We start from the raw sequence: 16,572 nt of genomic DNA on the forward strand, positions 1-16,572 counted from the left end.
CATGCGTTATGTCGTTACCGGCGGTACCGGGTTTATCGGCCGCCGAATGATCACCCGGATTCTGTCCGTCGAACCCGGCGCCGAGGTGTGGGTGCTGGTACGCCGTGAGTCGCTGAGGCGGTTCGAGCAGCTGGCCCAGAACTGGGATGAACGAGTGAAACCGCTGGTGGGCGACCTGACCGCGGCAGATCTCGGGCTGTCCGACACCGATATCGCCGAGTTGGGTGACGTCTCGCATGTGGTGCACTGCGCGGCCATCTACGACATGACGATCGGTGAATCCGAACAGCGGGCGGCCAATGTGGAAGGCACCCGCGCGGTGATCGACCTGGCCCGGAAGCTGGATGCCACGTTGCACCACGTGTCCTCGATCGCGGTGGCCGGCAACCATCGGGGCGTGTTCACCGAAAACGATTTCGACGTGGCCCAGGACCTGCCCACGCCGTATCACCAGACCAAGTTCGAGGCCGAACTGCTGGTGCGCTCGACGCCGGGACTGCGCTACCGGGTGTACCGACCGGCCGTCGTGGTCGGCGATTCGGCGACCGGTGAGATGGACAAGGTCGACGGCCCCTACTACTTCTTCGGCGTGCTGGCACGCCTGGCCGGGCTTCCCAAGTTCACGCCGATGATGCTGCCCGACAGCGGCCGCACCAACGTGGTGCCGGTGGACTATGTAGTTGAGGCGATGGTCGCGTTGATGCACACCGACGACAAGGACGGTGAAACCTTCCACCTCACCGCGCCGAAGACCACCGGGCTGCACGACATCTACCGTGGCGTGGCAGCAGAGGCCGGACTGCCTCCGCTGCGCGGGTCGCTGCCACGGGCCACCGCGGCTCCGGTCCTGCAGGCGCGGGGACGGGTCAAGGCGGTGCGCAACATCGTCGCCACCCAGCTGGGTATCCCCGGCGAGGTGCTCGACGTGGCCGAGCTGCGACCGACCTTCACCGCGGACAACACCACCGCCGCGCTGCGCGGTACCGGGATCTCGGTACCCGAATTCTCTTCGTATGCACCGAAACTGTGGCGCTACTGGGCCCAGCACCTCGATCCCGACCGCGCCCGTCGCGATGATCCGGCCGGCGCCCTGATCGGCAGGCACGTCATCATCACCGGCGCCTCCAGCGGTATCGGCCGGGCTTCGGCTATCGCCATAGCCGAACGCGGCGCCTGCGTCTTCGCGCTGGCCCGCAACGGTGAGGCGCTCGACGACCTGGTTGCCGAGATCCGGGCTGCCGGCGGGCAGGCCTACGCATTCACCTGCGACGTCACCGATTCCGCGTCGGTCGAGCACACCGTCAAGGACATCCTCGGCCGGTTCGGCCACGTCGACTACCTGGTGAACAACGCCGGCCGGTCGATCCGCCGCTCGGTGACGAACTCGACGGACCGGCTGCACGATTACGAACGGGTGATGGCGGTCAACTACTTCGGTTCCGTGCGTATGGTGCTGGCGCTGCTGCCGCACTGGCGCGAACGCCGGTTCGGGCATGTGGTCAACGTGTCCAGCGCCGGTGTGCAGGCCAACACCCCGAAGTACAGCGCCTACCTGCCGTCCAAGGCAGCCCTCGACGCCTTCTCCGAGGTAGTCGGCACCGAAACCCTCTCGGATCACATCACCTTCACCAATATCCATATGCCCCTGGTGAAGACGCCGATGATCGCACCCTCGCGCAAGCTCAACCCCGTGCCGCCGATCTCTGCCGAGCACGCCGCGGCCATGGTGGTGCGCGGTCTGGTCGACAAGCCGGCCCGGATCGACACCCCGTTGGGCACCGTCGCCGATTTCGGTCATTACCTGACCCCGAAACTGTCGCGCCGCGTCCTGCATCAGCTGTATCTGGGCTATCCGGACTCGGCGGCCGCGCAGGGGCAGATCGGCGAGAGCCCGCAGGCGACGACGGGCGAGCCGACGCAACGGCGACCGAAACGGCCGGTCCGCAGCGTCCGCACCCTGCGGGTTCCGCGCGCGGTGGCCCGCCCGATCAAGCGAGCGGTGCGGTTGGTGCCCGGCGTGCACTGGTAGCCGATTCGGTCCTATCGTTGGTGTCGTGACGACACCGCCAGTCCCCGTGTTCGCCGACGTCGACACCGGTGTCGACGACGCGATGGCGCTGGCATATCTGCTGGCCAGCCCGGAAGCCGAGGTGGTCGGTATTGCCTCGACCGCGGGAAATGTTCCGGTGCAACAGGTCTGCACCAACAACCTGGGCCTGCTGGAGCTGTGCGGGGTGACCGGAATCCCGGTCTCCAAAGGGGCCGAGCAGCCGTTGGTCGCACCGCTGCGCACTGCCGAGGACACCCACGGGCCACAGGGCCTGGGATACGCACAGTTACCCGACAGCGACCGGCTGCTCACCGCGCACGACGCCGCCGAGGCCTGGGTCCGCGCCGCCCGCACGCACCCGGGTGAGTTGATCGGGCTGGCCACCGGACCGCTGACCAACCTGGCGCTGGCGATGCGTGTCGAGCCCACGCTGCCCAAGCTGCTGCGCCGCCTGGTGATCATGGGCGGGGCGTTCGACTATCGCGGCAACACCACGCCGGTGTCGGAGTGGAACATCAGCGTGGACCCCGAGTCCGCCGCCGAGGTATTCAGCGGCTGGAACGCCGCCTGGGGCCTCGACGACGCCGCGCATGTGCCAATCGTGCTGGGTCTCAACCTCACCGAGAATGTGGCGTTGACACCGGCACTGCTGAACCGGCTCGCGACCGCGGCCGGGTCACCGTCGGCGCCGATGAGCGTGCTCGACGAGCGCGGCACCCGGTCGGCGGCCGACAACCCGTTGATCCGCGTCCTCGAAGACGCCATGCGGTTCTACTTCGAGTTCCACTTCGACACCGGCGACGGGTACCTGGCGCATCTGCACGATCCCCTGGCAGCCGCGGTCGCGCTGGACCCGGAGTTGGTGAGCTACCGGGAAACCACGGTCGATGTCGAGCTGAACGGCACCCTGACCCGCGGTATGACGGTGGCCGACTGGAACGGGCACTGGGGGCGGCCGCCCAATGCGCTGATCGGCACCGAAGTCGACCCGGCGGTGTTCTTCGACCGGTTCATCAACCGGGTCGGGGAGTTCGCACAGCGCCTGAGCTGACCGTGCCTCATTCATAGGCGCCCTCCAGATACCACCGGCGCTGCCGATAACACAGCAGCAGGGCGAGATCGTCTTCGTCCCTATCTCCAGAGCCCAGCAGTACCTGGACCCGCGCCGTGCGCCCGGCTCCTCGGTTCTCCGGATCCCACCACCGCTCGTCGACCGGCCACGGCCCCGCCCACCAGCGCAACCTGCCGTCACGGCGGCCGGCGCCGGCCAGCTGCGCCGGATCAGCCGAGAACAACCCACGACTGGTGACCCGGACCGGATTTCCTTGTGTATCAAGCAGTTCCACCGGGTCATCGAGCAGGACGGTCGGTGAGGGCTCGGGCAACTGGCCGGGCCAGGGCTGGCGCGGATCGGCTCGCGGTACCGGCTCGTCCCCCAACGGCGTGAGGGTGATGCGCTCGGCAGGGCCGCGCCCTCCACTGAGCACCGGAACCTGTACCGCTTCGGGGCCGAGCAGCCCCTGAACTCGCAGCAGCGCGCGCCGGGCCCGCAGCCGATCCTCCTCCCCCAGCCCGCCCCACAATGGCAACTGCAACGCCGACGCCGATACCACCTCCACCGGGCGCAGCCGCAGCACAATGACCGGGCCGGTGGGCCGCTCGGAGGTGCGGCGGTTCAGCCAGCCGTCCAGCTGCCAACGCACCCGGTCTGCGGTGGCATCCTCGGTCAGTGGTTCGGCGCACCGCCAGACCCTTTCCAGCTCTTCACCGTTGGCGGTGAGGGCATGGATGGCCAACCGGGTACAGCCCACCCCGGCCGCCTCCAGACGACGATGCAGATCGCCGGCCAGGGACCGTCCGGCGAAAGCTGCCGCGTCCACCCTTTCGATCGGCGGGTCACAGTTCATCACCGCATCGAGTTCGGTGTCCGGATCCCGTCCGGAGGGACCCCGGTCCGGCTCCCCACAGGCGAACCGGTGCGCCGTCACCGCGTCGACCCCGAACCGGGAGGCGACATCGGTGCGGGACAACTCGGCGAACTGCCCGAGAGTTCGGATACCCATCCGCCACAACAGGTCTGCCAGGTCCTCGCGGCCCGGGGCGGCCAGGGCAGGCTCGGTGGACAGCTGCCGGATCGACAGCCCGGACAGAAACCGTGCATCGTTCCCGGGTTCGACGATGCACCCGGCCCGGGCGGCGAAGACCGCGGTGGAAAGTTGATCGGCGATCCCGACCTGGCATTCGGCCCCTGCCGCGGCGACGGCGTCGATCAATCGTTCGGCCGCAACCGGTTCGGATCCGAAGTACCGCGCCGCGCCGCGCACCGAGAGCACCAACAATCCTGGACGCAGCACCTCGGCGCGCGGCACCAGATCGTCGACAGCAAGCGTCACGTTCTCGAAATGGCGGGCATCCCTTGCCGGGTCCGCGGTGACGACATGTAGTTGCGGACACCGGGCCTGCGCCTCACGCCGGCGCAGGCCCCGCCGAACCCCGGTCGCCCGAGCCGACGCCGAGCAGGCGATCACCCGGTTGGCCAGGGTGACCGCGACCGGCACCGTCGAGGTCACACCTGCCGCCGTCGCTGCGGCCACTGCCGGCCAGTCCATACACCAGAGGGCCAGCACCCTGGAATCCGCGGGCACGAGCTATCCGCCTGCCGCACAAGCTGATCCGATGCCCCGTCCCCGGGCACGCATGACCAGCCGGACCCGGCTGATCCGGCCGCGCCCGGGCGTCGGGATGTCCTGGCCGGCACCGGCCACCTCATAACCGCATACCCGGGCCTCCAGCCGAGCCGACGCTCCCTGCCAGTCACCGTCGACGACCAGCAGGGTGCAGCCTTTCTGCCGGGCCCGCGCCACCATCACCCTGGCCCGACTCGGCGGCACCGAACGCCCACCCAGCCCGAGCACCACCAGATCCATCCCGTCCATCAGCACCGCAGCCACCTCGACAGGATCGGCACCCGGATCGGGGATCACCGCGAGCCGACTCAGATCGGCGCCCATTTCCACCGCGGCCAACAGGCCGACATCGGGTTGGCCGATGATCACCGCGTGCCCGCCCGCGGCCGTCACCGCCGCCACCATGCCCAGCGACAGCGACCGGGCACCCGCTGCCACTGCCACAGACCCACGCGGCAGCGTCGTCGGCAGCCCCTCCGGCAACGCTTCAACCAGCGTTTCAGACGGTTCCAGCAAAGATTCCGGAGCCGATATCACGGTTTCGGACCGGGGCGCACCGCGATGCGCGAGACCCACCTTCCCTGACACCGAGGCAATCTTGCGACGGAGGTGTTCGACCTGTTCAGAACGGGTAAGTGAGGGAAAATCAAGCTCTGCCGCTACAGTCACAACAACACCTCCCGCACCATCCACATCTCACTTTGTTCGAATATATGTTCGATCTCTTGAGTAAACACCCACCCCCCGACAGCGTCAAGCTGCGGGAAGCGGCCGCCACCCCGGGGGCGGGACCGGCCGAAATGGTTCTGCGGCCGTGCGAACCTTCAGTTAGAGTTCCCTCACCAGAACCCACTTCGGGATGGGACTGGCCACGACTTTGCGTTACAGGTAGTGGGAATCCACCGCGATTCGCCGAAGACCAGAGTTCTGCGACAGCACCGGGGACAGTGAGGACAGCATCATGAAGTCAGGACAGTTGACTCGTCGGCTCACCGTCATCGCGGGCGGCGCGGCAGTCATCGGGATGATCTCGTTCACCGCGGCGTGCGGCACCGAGGAACAGAAGGGTCCCGAGACCACCACGCCGACCACGACGACGACTACGACCACCACCACGCCGGCCACCCCCGCCCCACCGCCGCCCGTCGCGCCGACCGAGAAGTCGATCAACCCCACCGGTGGCAACCTGTTCACGCCCGGCGTGAAGGCACCTCCGGCCCCGACCGCGATCCCCGGCGACAACTAGGCGCGGAGCGCAGAAAGTCGGTCGCTCGCCATGGCCGGGATGAACATCGCCTCCGGGCGAGCGTTACTGGCACTGATCCTGTTCAGCGCCCTGCTGGTGTCTGACCTGCGGACTGCGCCCACCCCGGACGGCCCGGCGTACGGATCCACTCACATCACGGGTCCGTACGCCCAACTACTTTCTGCCTCAGCGGATCTCGGACCAGCCGCGAACGGCTCGGCGCAGCTCACCGTCACGCTAAACAGCGCCGCCCGACCGGCTGAACTGTTCGGGTGGGCCGAGGAGCATTCACTGTCCATCCGGTGGCGGCCCGGCGATACCTGGGCAATCGCCGAAGGCCAATCCGCAGACCTGGCAACCGCTTTCGGAGTGGACATCCATGACTACCTGGGCCGGCGCGGTCAAGAGTTCTACGCTTCACCACAGCAGCCGTCGATACCCCAGCGGTTGTCCGGGGAGGTCACCGGAGTCGGCCGCATCCTGGGCTACACGCCGTACCGGATGTCGCTGCCGGATCTGCGCAACCTGCCGACCGATGTTCCGGACCAGGGGTTGACGCCGCAGGGGGTGCGCAACACCTACAACCTCGCCAACCTCGCGGAACAGGGGTTCACCGGCAAGGGCACCACCATCGTGTTCTTCGCGTTCGACGGCTTCGATCAGGCCGACCTGGACACCTTCGCCACCACCTTCGGGCTGCCGACGTTCACACCGATCGTGGTCGGTGGGCAACCGAGCGCCCCGCACGGCGAGACCACCATGGATCTGCAGATCGCCCATGCCATCGCCCCGGACGCACAGAAGGTCGTGGTCAATGCCCGGCCGACAGTCCAGGGTGACGGCGCCTACGAGAAGATCGGGAAGATGCTCGAGTCTGCGGACCAGCAGTTTCCCGGTGCAGTGTGGAGCTTCTCGATCGGCTGGGGCTGCGACAAGCTGATCACCGCCGCCGATCTCGCCCCGGTCCGCTCAGCCCTGTCCACCGCACACACCCACGGCACCACCGCATTCGACGCCAGCGGCGACCTCGCGGGTCTGGAATGCAAAGGCGGACAAGACTGGTCGTCCGCACCCGGCGAGGATGACATCGGCCTGGACTCGGTGGCCTCCCTTCCGGAGATGACCGGTGTCGGCGGCACGACGCTGTCCACCGACGCCCACGGCGGTTGGCTGGCCGAGCAGGCCTGGTTCGACGTCCCACTGTCGCAGGGCACCGGCGGTGGCGTCTCGGCGATCTTCGACCGCCCCGAGTGGCAGCGCGACGTGTCTGCACCCGGCGATGCGAGTGCCGGGCGGCGGCTGACCCCGGATGTGGCCGCAGTGGCCGACCCCTTCACCGGCGTGAAAATCGTGCTGGACAACCAGGTTCTGGTGGGAGGCGGCACATCGCAGTCCGCACCGTTGTGGGCCGGGATGGCCGCGGTGATGAATCAGTACCTGATCGCCAACGGCGGCCGTGCGCTCGGCGACCTCAACCCGCTGTTGTACAAGATCGCCTCCGGCGCCCCGCTGCCGGCCTTCCGTGACGTCAGCCTCGGCGGCAACGCGGTGGCCACCGCTTCGCCCGGGTATGACGTGGTGACCGGGCTGGGCACACCCGACGTGGAGAACCTGGCCAAGAACATTCTTGTTCTGCAGAAAGCACACCGATGACCGACGTCCCCGACGTCCCCACCACCGAGTGCCGCGTCTGCAAGGTCGATGTGCCCGACGGGAAATACTGCGGGCTGTGCGGGGTGCCGGTCGACAAGGAGCGAGGCGACGGGCCGGAGTGGTTGCGCCTCAGTGCATCCTGCGTCGCCCCCGATGAGCACCTGCTGCGCCCGTCGATCGCCAGCTCACTGTTCCCCCATCTGTCGCACGAGTCCCGCACCCCGTTCCGCATCGCGATGCTCGTCCTGTTGGCCGGGTTGGTGGTCTGCGCGCTGCTGAGGTTGCCCGCGGCCCTGATCGCGGTCGCTGCGCTCGGGCTCCCCTTGCTGTTCTTGATCTACCTCTACGAGTCGGATGCCTTCCGCGACCTGCCGCGCACCGACCTCGCGCTGACCATCGTGCTGGGAATTGCCCTCGGCGTGGGGTGGGTGCTTCTCACCGGCCACTTCATGGCCAAGTCCTACGGTGTACCACTCGGTGCCGGGGTGACCGGGTTCCGGATCATGCGCAACGGCTTGGGAATTCCACTGGGCGGTGCGGTTCTGATGCTCGTGCCTGCGGTCGCAGTCCGGCTGACCCGACCGACGAGCCGGGAATCGTTGGACGGCTTCATGATCGGCGCTCTCGGCGCGACGGCCTTCACCGCGGCAGCCACCCTGGCCCGGCTGGCACCACAGCTCACCGCCGGCATGGTGGCGCACAACCGCCCGATGTCCGGGCTGGTCGTCGAAGCCGGAATCCGCGGTGTCGCCGTACCTTTGACCGCGGCGGCCCTCGGCGGCCTGATCGGCGCGGCACTGTGGTTCACCCGCCCCGCCACCAAGGTGGACAAACACGTCGGCTATGTCCGGCTGGTGATGTTCTCCTGCGCATTTTCGGTGCTGATCGTCTACTGCGGGCTGGGCCTGATCGATGTGGCGCGGGTTCCCCAATGGTTCCAGTTGGCGGTGCATCTCGCGGTTTCCGTGCTGGCGTTGTTCGCGCTGCGGGTCGGTCTACACCTGGCGCTGCTGCACGAAGCGCAGGACGAGATCGCCTCCGACCAACCGATCTTCTGCGCACGCTGCGGGCACGTCGTGCCCGACATGTCGTTCTGCCCCCACTGCGGTGCGGCCACTCACGCATCGTCGCGCACTTCCCGTGAAGAACGCCGCGCGCACCGGCCGGTGCGCGACCCGGGATCCGATGCCGGATGAGCACGTTCTTCCCCGGCTATGCGGTACCCATTTCCACCGGCAGAACCCGGGCCATCCGCGGGACCTCGGCCCTGAAAGTACTGGCGATCCTGGGCATCGGTATCGCCCTGGTTGCCGGCGTGCTGGTCTGGGTCTCGCATGCGACGAGCGAGCCCCCTGTCCGCTACATGTGCCCACCGGAGTGCGGGCTGCCCTCGACCGGGCAGGCGGTGGCGATCAATCCGGTATTCACCGCCCCCGACGGAAGCTTCTCGGTCTCCTACCCGGTGGCGTCCTCGGCGTACAAGGTCACCACCAACCCGACCGGTGTCACCGCGGAATTCCAGGCCGGCGACGGCGGGATGCTGCAATTGTTCAGCGAGCCGGCACGTGGACGCGGCGCCGAGGAGATCGCCAACTCTCTGGTCAGGAAGACATTTCCGGATACCAAGACCGCCTACAACATCCCCAACGCGATGGTCGGCTACCACCCCGGTTTCGGTCTGGTCGCCGACTGCTGGCCGCAGGGCGCCGCGAGTAACTACATGCGGATGCGGGTGTTGGTTTTGGTCGCGGTGAAGGACGACCTCGCACTCATCGCGTCCGGCGTCGGACCGTATCGGGAATTCGCCCCCGGCTCGGGGGCCAGTAAACCCTCGGGTGCCAACCTGCAACTGGCGCTGGACATGGGGAAATACGTCAACAGTTTCCGGTGGCGCGGAGATCCCGCCCGCTGACCCGCCCCGGTGCGCGCGCCTGACGCATCCGACCGAAATACACAATTGACGCGCGTGCCGGAGCGCGCTGGGCTAGAGTTTGCTAGCAGACCCGTTTCAGGGCCTGCATCTGTGTGTCCGCGGGGGACAGTGAGGACTAATCATGAGGTCACGTCGATCAACTCGTCGCCTCGCAGTTGCCGCAGCCTCCGCCGCGATCGTCGGGATGATCGGGCTCAGCGCTTGCGGTACCGGCGAGAAGGCACCGGAGACCACGACGCCGTCCACCACAACGACGACAACGACCACGACACCGTCGGCCCCACCGCCGGCCGAGCCCACCGAGAAGCAGGGCACCACCCGGAGCCCCAACAGCTTCACGCCCACCCACGTAGAACCGGCGGCGCCGCCCATCGGACGGCACGGGGTCGGCAGCCCTCATAGGCAATAGCGCCGGAACCGGCTCTGACGGCCCTGCACTCACCATCGAATGCCGGGTATGCCGGGTATGCCGAATCGACGTGCCGGCGGGCACATTCTGTGGAGTGTGTGGCGCTTACCTTGACCCGCAGCGCCACGGGGCCGGGTGGCTGAGGCCACGGGCGTACTGTGCCGGTCGCGAGCACCTGCTGTGGCCGTCGGTGGTCAGCTCACTGTTTCCGGTGCTACCGCACCGTTCGCGCACGCGGTATCGACTCGGGATTGCCGTGCTGGCGGTCGCGGTGCTCGCCTGCGCACTGCTGCGGGTACCCGCCGCGACGATCGCGCTGGCCGCGTTCGGTCTGCCGCTGCTGTTCGTCACATATCTCCGTGAATCCGCTGTCGTTCACCGCCTTTCTGCTCGAACCCTGCTGCTGACCGGTGTTCTGGGCGCCGGACTGGGCGCCGCCTGGGCGCTGCTGACCGGAACCGCCGTGGCGCGCGAGTACGACATGCCGATGGGTGTCGACGTACCGCCGTTGCGGGTGATGCGTGACGGTCTCGCCGTCCCACTCGGGGCCATGTTGTTGATGCTGACCCCGGTGGTGGTGATCCGCCTGTTCGGGCCGCGTACCCGAGAATCGTTGGACGGCTCAGTTATCGGCGCCCTCGGCGCACTTGCTTTCACCGCGGCGGCCACGCTCAGCCGGTTGGCTCCACAGCTCGACGACGGACTGGTGGACCATGACCGCCCGTTGAGCGGGCTGTTGGTCCAGGCCGGGATCCAGGGCGTGGCGGTGCCTTTGACTGCTGCGGCCGCCGGGGCTCTCGTGGGGGTGGTCCTGTGGTTCACGCCGGGGGCGGACAACGCCTGGCAACCGAGACATGTACGTGCGGCCTTGGCACTGACGGTCGCATCCGTGCCCGCCTCCTATGCGATCCTCGGCCTGATCGATGTCGCACCGGTACCTGAGATCTTGACGCTGGCGGTGCATTTGGCCGTGGCGACATTGGCCTTGCCGGCGTTGCGAATCGGTCTGCAGCTCGCCTTGCTGTACGAAGCGCACGGCACCATCCACCCAGGCGAGTCGGTGCGGTGCCGGCAATGCGATCACTCGGTTGCCGATATGGCGTTCTGCCTGAACTGCGGCACGGCGATCCACGCATTGCAACGGACGACGCCCCGCCTCGGAGAACCATTTCTGAGGGCCTGGGGTACTGGCGTCGCGCTGCTGACGGCCGCCCTTGTCGTGGTGTCGGCCATGGTCAGCAGTCCACCCGCGCGCTATCGATGTCCACCGGATTGCGGCCGTCCGCCGACCAGCGATCCGGTGGCGACGAACCCCCGCTTCACCGCCCCGGACGGCGCATTCTCGGTGTCCTACCCGGTGTCCGGCGCGGCCTACCGGATCACCACCGCCGACGACGGGGTGACAGCGGATTTCCTGGCCGGCGACGGCGGCACCATGCAACTCATCGGAAAACCCGCGAATGGGCGGACACCGAAGGACATCGCGACGACCCTGGTGGCGGACACCTATCCCGATGCCGATCTGGACTACGAGATCCCGAATGCCATGGTCGGCTATCAACCCGGGTACGGGATGGTCCTCGACAGCTGGCCGCACAGCGCGACCGGCGATTACATGCGGATGCGGATGGTCATTCTGACTGCGGTGAAGAACGACCTGGCCCTGATCGCCGTGGCGACAGGCCCGTACCACGCATACGGCCCTGATTTCGGTCCAGGGATCCCATCCGGCGCCAACCTGGACCTGGCGTTGGATATGGGCAAGTACGTCAACAGTTTTCGTTGGCGCGGAGACCTACCGCGCTGATCACTCCCACTCGATGGTGCCCGGCGGCTTGCTGGTGACATCCAGCACGACCCGGTTGACCTCGGGCACCTCATTGGTGATCCGGGTCGAAATCCGTTCCAGCACTTCGTAGGGCACCCGCGTCCAGTCCGCGGTCATGGCGTCCTCACTCGACACGGGCCGCAGCACGATCGGGTGCCCGTAAGTACGTCCGTCGCCTTGCACACCCACCGAACGCACGTCCGCCAGCAGCACCACCGGGCACTGCCAGATCTGTTGATCCAAACCGGCGGCGGTGAGTTCCTCACGGGCGATGGCATCGGCACGCCGCAGGGTGTCCAACCGATCGGCAGTCACCTCACCGACGATGCGGATACCCAGGCCCGGACCCGGGAAGGGTTGGCGGGCAACGATTTCCTCGGGCAGGCCGAGTTCACGACCCACCGCGCGCACCTCGTCCTTGAACAACAGGCGCAGCGGCTCGACGAGCTTGAACTTCAGATCTTCTGGCAGGCCGCCGACATTGTGGTGGCTCTTGATGTTGGCCGTGCCGGTGCCGCCACCGGATTCCACCACGTCGGGATACAGCGTGCCCTGCACCAGGAACTCGATGTCGGCCTCGCTGAGGGTGTCACGCACCGCCCCTTCGAAGGCCCGGATGAACTCGCGGCCGATGATCTTGCGCTTGCCCTCGGGGTTGGTCACCCCGGTCAACGCCTCGAGGAACCGGTCGGCGACATCGACGGTCACCAACTTGGCACCGGTCGCGGCGACGAAATCGCGCTGCACCTGGGCTCGCTCCCCCGCCCGCAGCAGGCCGTGGTCGACGAACACACACGTCAACCGGTCGCCGATGGCGCGCTGCACCAACGCGGCGGCCACCGCGGAGTCGACTCCGCCGGACAGACCACAGATGGCCTGGCCGTCACCGACCTGGGCGCGCACTGCCTCGATCAACTGCTCGGCGATGTTGGCGGCGGTCCACGTCGCCCCGATACCGGCGAAGTCGTGCAGGAACCGGCTCAGGATCTGCTGGCCGTGCGGAGAGTGCAGCACCTCGGGGTGGTACTGGACGCCGGCCAACCGTCGCGCCCGATTCTCGAACCCTGCGACCGGGGCGCCGGCGCTGGAGGCGACCACCTCGAAGCCCTCCGGCGCGGCCGTCACCGCGTCTCCGTGGCTCATCCACACCGGCTGGGTATCGGGCAGATCGGCATGTAGATCGCCGCCGGCGACGTTCAGCTCGGTGCGCCCGTATTCGCTGGTCCCGGTGTGTTCGACGGTGCCGCCCAGCGCCTGCGCCATGGCCTGGAAGCCGTAGCAGATACCGAACACCGGGATGTCGAGATCGAACAACGCGGGGTCCAGCCGTGGGGCGCCTTCGGCGTACACACTGGCCGGGCCACCGGACAGCACGATGGCCTGCGGATCCTTGGCCTTGATCTCCTCGACCGTGGTGGTATGCGGGATGACCTCGGAAAACACCCGCGCCTCACGGACCCGGCGAGCGATCAGCTGTGCGTACTGAGCGCCGAAGTCGACGACGAGGACAGGACGGGGCGATGCAGATGTCACCGCAACAGTCTAGTGGGCTGGTCAGCGCGGGCCTGAACCGCTGCGTGGCGACGGGTATCGCAGCCGAAGGCGTGTTTGAACCCATCCCTCGCGCGGTCATTACGCATGATGGAGAAGACGTCGGCGAAAGCGAGGACGCTGTGCTGGGCCTGCCCGAGCAGATCACCGCCTGCCTGTTCGATCTCGATGGCGTGCTCACCGATACCGCCAGCGTGCACAAGAAGGCCTGGAAGGCCATGTTCGACGACTATCTGCGCACGCGGGCCGAACGCACCGGGGACGAGTTTGTCGCCTTCGACATCGACGACGATTATCTGCGCTACGTCGACGGCAAGCGCCGCGAGGACGGTGTCCGCTCGTTCTTGGCCAGCCGCGGAATCGACCTGCCCGACGACACCATCGGGGATCTCGGCAATCGCAAGAACGCCATGTTCCATCAGACCCTGAAGTCCGAAGGTGTCCACGTCTTCCCTGGATCCCGGCATTACCTGCAGGCCGTGACCGATGCGGGCCTGCGCCGGGCGGTGGTGTCGTCGAGCGCCAATACCGAGGAGGTTCTCAAGATCACCGGGTTGGACGCATTCATCGAGCAACGGGTGGACGGGGTGACGATGCGCGACGAAAACCTGCCGGGCAAACCGGCACCGGCCAGCTTCCTGCGCGCCGCCGAGCTACTCGGCGTCTCCCCCGCGCAGGCCGCGGTATTCGAAGACGCACTGGCCGGGGTGGCAGCGGGCCGGGCGGGGAAGTTCGGATTCGTGGTGGGCGTGGACCGGGTGGGTCAGGCCGCCCAACTGCGTCACGATGGCGCCGACATCGTCGTCACCGACCTGGCCGAGTTGAAGTAGCGCCCATGATGATCACCCACGACGCGTATCCGGTGGAACCGTGGCAGGTGCGTGAAACCCGGCTGGAACTCAACCTGCTGGCACAGTCGGAATCGCTGTTCGCGCTGTCCAACGGACATATCGGCCTGCGCGGAAACCTCGACGAGGGCGAACCATATGGCCTACCCGGAACGTATCTGGCCGGGTTCTTCGAGGTCCGCCCACTGCCCTACGCCGAGGCCGGGTTCGGCTACCCCGAGGCCGGACAGACCGTCGTCGACGTCACCAACGGCAAGCTGCTGCGCCTGCTGGTGGATGACGAGCCGTTTGACGTGCGCTACGGCGAATTGATCGATCACGAGCGCACCCTGGACCTGCGGGCCGGCACCCTGACCCGCCTCGCGCACTGGCGCTCCCCGGCCGGAAAACAGGTCCGCGTGGTCTCCACCCGCCTGGTGTCGTTCGCCCACCGCGGTGTCGCCGCCATCGAGTACATCGTCGAAGCGATCGACGAATTCACCCGGGTGACAGTGCAATCCGAGCTTGTCACCAACGAGGACCAACCAGAGACCTCCGACGATCCACGGGTCTCGGCGGTGCTCAGACACCCACTGCAGGCCGTACACCACGAAAACAACGACCACGGTGCGCTTCTGGTGCACCGGACCCGCGGCAGCGGACTGATGATGGCGGCCGCGATGGACCATGACGTCGAGGTGCCCGGGCGCGTCGAGGTCAGCACCGACTCCCGCGACGACCTGGCTCGGACCACCATCATCTGCGGGCTACGGCCCGGCCAGAAGCTGCGCATCGTGAAATACCTCGCCTACGGATGGTCAAGCCTGCGTTCACGTCCGGCGCTGCGCGATCAAGCCGTCGGCGCCATCGCCGGAGCCCGCTACAGCGGCTGGCGCGGCCTGCTGGACTCCCAACGCGCCTACCTCGACGAGTTCTGGGAGTGCGCCGACGTCGAGGTCGAAGGAGATCCGGATTGCCAGCAGGCGGTGCGGTTCGGCTTGTTTCATGTGTTGCAGGCCAGTGCCCGCGCCGAACGGCGGGCCATCGCGGGCAAGGGACTGACCGGTCCGGGTTACGACGGCCATGCCTTTTGGGACACCGAAGGTTTCGTGCTGCCGGTGCTGACGTACACCAAACCCCAGGCCGCAGCCGACGCGCTGCGATGGCGGGCCTCCACGCTGGACCTGGCCCGCGAGCGCGCGTCGCTCCTCGATCTGAACGGCGCCAGTTTCCCGTGGCGCACCATCCGGGGCGAGGAATGCTCGGCCTACTGGCCGGCGGGCACCGCCGCATGGCACATCAACGCCGATATCGCCGCCGCCTTCGAGCGCTACCGCGTTGTCACCGGCGATGATTCGTTGGAACAGGAATGCGGCCTCGCGGTTCTGGTGAACACTGCCCGGCTGTGGATGTCATTGGGGCACCACGACCGCCACGGGATCTGGCATCTGGACGGCGTGACCGGACCGGACGAATACACCGCGGTGGTGCGCGACAACGTCTTCACCAACCTGATGGCCGCCCACAACCTGCGGGTGGCCGCCGACGCCTGCATGCGCCATCCCGACGCATCCGATTCGATGGGTGTGACCACCGAGGAGACCGCGGCCTGGCGCGACGCCGCCGACGCCGCCCACATCCCCTACGACGAGGAACTCGGTGTGCACCCGCAGTGCACGGGGTTCACCACTCTGGCCGAGTGGGACTTCTCGGCCAACACCGCCTACCCGCTGCTGCTGCACGAACCGTATGTGCGGTTGTACCCGGCCCAGGTGCTCAAGCAGGCCGATCTGGTGCTGGCGATGCAATGGCAGAGCCACGCCTTCACCCCGGACCAGAAGGCCCGCAATGTGGACTACTACGAGCGGCGCACAACCCGGGACTCGTCACTGTCGGCATGTACCCAGGCGGTGATGTGCGCCGAGGTCGGCCACCTGGAGTTGGCCCACGACTACGCGTATGAGGCCGCGCTGATCGATCTGCGCGATCTGCACCACAACACCCGCGATGGCCTGCACATCGCCTCGCTCGCCGGCGCCTGGACCGCGTTGGTGTCGGGCTTCGGCGGCCTACGCGACGACGAGGGCGTCCTGTCGCTCGACCCTCACCTACCCGACGGCATCTCGTGCCTGCGGTTCCGGCTGCGGTGGAAGGGATTCCGGGTGACCGTCGACGCGCACCACGACACCGTCACCTACACCTTGCGTGACGGCCCGGACGGTTCGCTGACCATCCGTCACGCCGGTGACGAGGTACAACTCAGCACCCGCGAGTCGACCACCCTCCAGGTGCGTCCCCGGCATCCGCTGTTACCGCCCCCGTCCCAGCCGCCCGGCCGCGAACCGGTACGTCGGCGAACCGGTCACACCAGCCAATAAGTATCGCCCG

The 16,572-nt window shown here is 67.6% G+C and carries 13 protein-coding genes; 10 read left to right on the forward strand and 3 right to left on the reverse strand.

Going from position 1 to position 16,572, the window contains the following annotated elements; translation table 11 throughout:
* The first annotated feature begins 1 nt into the window (after position 1).
* Together JOF57_RS18505 and JOF57_RS18510 are read left to right on the forward strand one after the other, a co-directional pair.
* Positions 2-2,029 carry an SDR family oxidoreductase gene (locus JOF57_RS18505; protein WP_209918846.1) on the forward strand — a complete coding sequence of 676 codons (2,028 nt, stop codon included), beginning with the start codon at positions 2-4 and terminating at the stop codon, positions 2,027-2,029.
* An 82-nt stretch (positions 2,030-2,111) separates the two neighbouring features.
* On the forward strand, positions 2,112-3,101 hold the full coding sequence (locus JOF57_RS18510; protein ID WP_234938654.1) for a nucleoside hydrolase: 990 nt from the start codon (positions 2,112-2,114) through the stop codon (positions 3,099-3,101).
* A 7-nt stretch (positions 3,102-3,108) separates the two neighbouring features.
* Here the strand turns inward: JOF57_RS18510 and JOF57_RS18515 are convergent, their stop codons facing one another.
* Together JOF57_RS18515 and JOF57_RS18520 are read right to left on the reverse strand one after the other, a co-directional pair.
* Entirely contained in the window at positions 3,109-4,659 is a 1,551-nt protein-coding gene (locus JOF57_RS18515; protein ID WP_209923481.1) for a DNA polymerase Y family protein, read from the reverse strand.
* Positions 4,660-4,698: 39 nt separating this feature from the next.
* Positions 4,699-5,406, reverse strand: a complete 708-nt coding sequence (locus JOF57_RS18520; RefSeq protein WP_209918848.1) for a DnaE2-dependent mutagenesis accessory factor ImuA' — start codon at positions 5,404-5,406, stop codon at positions 4,699-4,701.
* A gap of 292 nt (positions 5,407-5,698) precedes the next feature.
* Here JOF57_RS18520 and JOF57_RS18525 point away from each other — a divergent pair, with 292 nt between their 5' ends.
* From JOF57_RS18525 to JOF57_RS18550, 6 genes are all read left to right on the forward strand, one after another.
* The gene (locus JOF57_RS18525) at positions 5,699-5,983 is read left to right on the forward strand and encodes a hypothetical protein (RefSeq protein WP_209918850.1); all 285 of its coding nucleotides are present in this window, start codon (positions 5,699-5,701) and stop codon (positions 5,981-5,983) included.
* A 39-nt stretch (positions 5,984-6,022) separates the two neighbouring features.
* Positions 6,023-7,636: a S53 family peptidase gene (locus JOF57_RS18530; protein ID WP_209923483.1), complete on the forward strand. Its 1,614-nt coding sequence runs from the start codon at positions 6,023-6,025 to the stop codon at positions 7,634-7,636.
* The gene (locus JOF57_RS18535) at positions 7,633-8,832 is read left to right on the forward strand and encodes a zinc ribbon domain-containing protein (RefSeq protein ID WP_209918851.1); all 1,200 of its coding nucleotides are present in this window, start codon (positions 7,633-7,635) and stop codon (positions 8,830-8,832) included. Before JOF57_RS18530 ends, JOF57_RS18535 begins: the two co-directional genes overlap by 4 nt.
* On the forward strand, positions 8,829-9,548 hold the full coding sequence (locus tag JOF57_RS18540; protein ID WP_209918853.1) for a hypothetical protein: 720 nt from the start codon (positions 8,829-8,831) through the stop codon (positions 9,546-9,548). Before JOF57_RS18535 ends, JOF57_RS18540 begins: the two co-directional genes overlap by 4 nt.
* A gap of 142 nt (positions 9,549-9,690) precedes the next feature.
* On the forward strand, positions 9,691-9,978 hold the full coding sequence (locus tag JOF57_RS18545) for a hypothetical protein (protein WP_209918854.1): 288 nt from the start codon (positions 9,691-9,693) through the stop codon (positions 9,976-9,978).
* Positions 9,979-10,072: 94 nt separating this feature from the next.
* Positions 10,073-11,785: a zinc ribbon domain-containing protein gene (locus tag JOF57_RS18550; RefSeq protein ID WP_307870049.1), complete on the forward strand. Its 1,713-nt coding sequence runs from the start codon at positions 10,073-10,075 to the stop codon at positions 11,783-11,785.
* On the opposite strand, the gene guaA is transcribed toward JOF57_RS18550, so the two are convergent.
* Positions 11,786-13,339 carry a glutamine-hydrolyzing GMP synthase gene (gene guaA, locus JOF57_RS18555; RefSeq protein ID WP_209918855.1) on the reverse strand — a complete coding sequence of 518 codons (1,554 nt, stop codon included), beginning with the start codon at positions 13,337-13,339 and terminating at the stop codon, positions 11,786-11,788.
* 140 nt (positions 13,340-13,479) lie between these two features.
* On the opposite strand from guaA, the gene JOF57_RS18560 reads away from it, so the two are divergent.
* Positions 13,480-14,187 (forward strand): beta-phosphoglucomutase family hydrolase, encoded by a 708-nt coding sequence (locus JOF57_RS18560; RefSeq protein ID WP_209923486.1) that lies wholly within the window; start codon positions 13,480-13,482, stop codon positions 14,185-14,187.
* An 8-nt stretch (positions 14,188-14,195) separates the two neighbouring features.
* On the forward strand, positions 14,196-16,562 hold the full coding sequence (locus tag JOF57_RS18565) for a glycoside hydrolase family 65 protein (protein WP_209923488.1): 2,367 nt from the start codon (positions 14,196-14,198) through the stop codon (positions 16,560-16,562).
* Positions 16,563-16,572: the final 10 nt, after the last annotated feature.

Origin of the sequence: Mycolicibacterium lutetiense, from assembly GCF_017876775.1 — a bacterium.
Taxonomy (GTDB): Bacteria; Actinomycetota; Actinomycetes; order Mycobacteriales; family Mycobacteriaceae; genus Mycobacterium; species Mycobacterium lutetiense.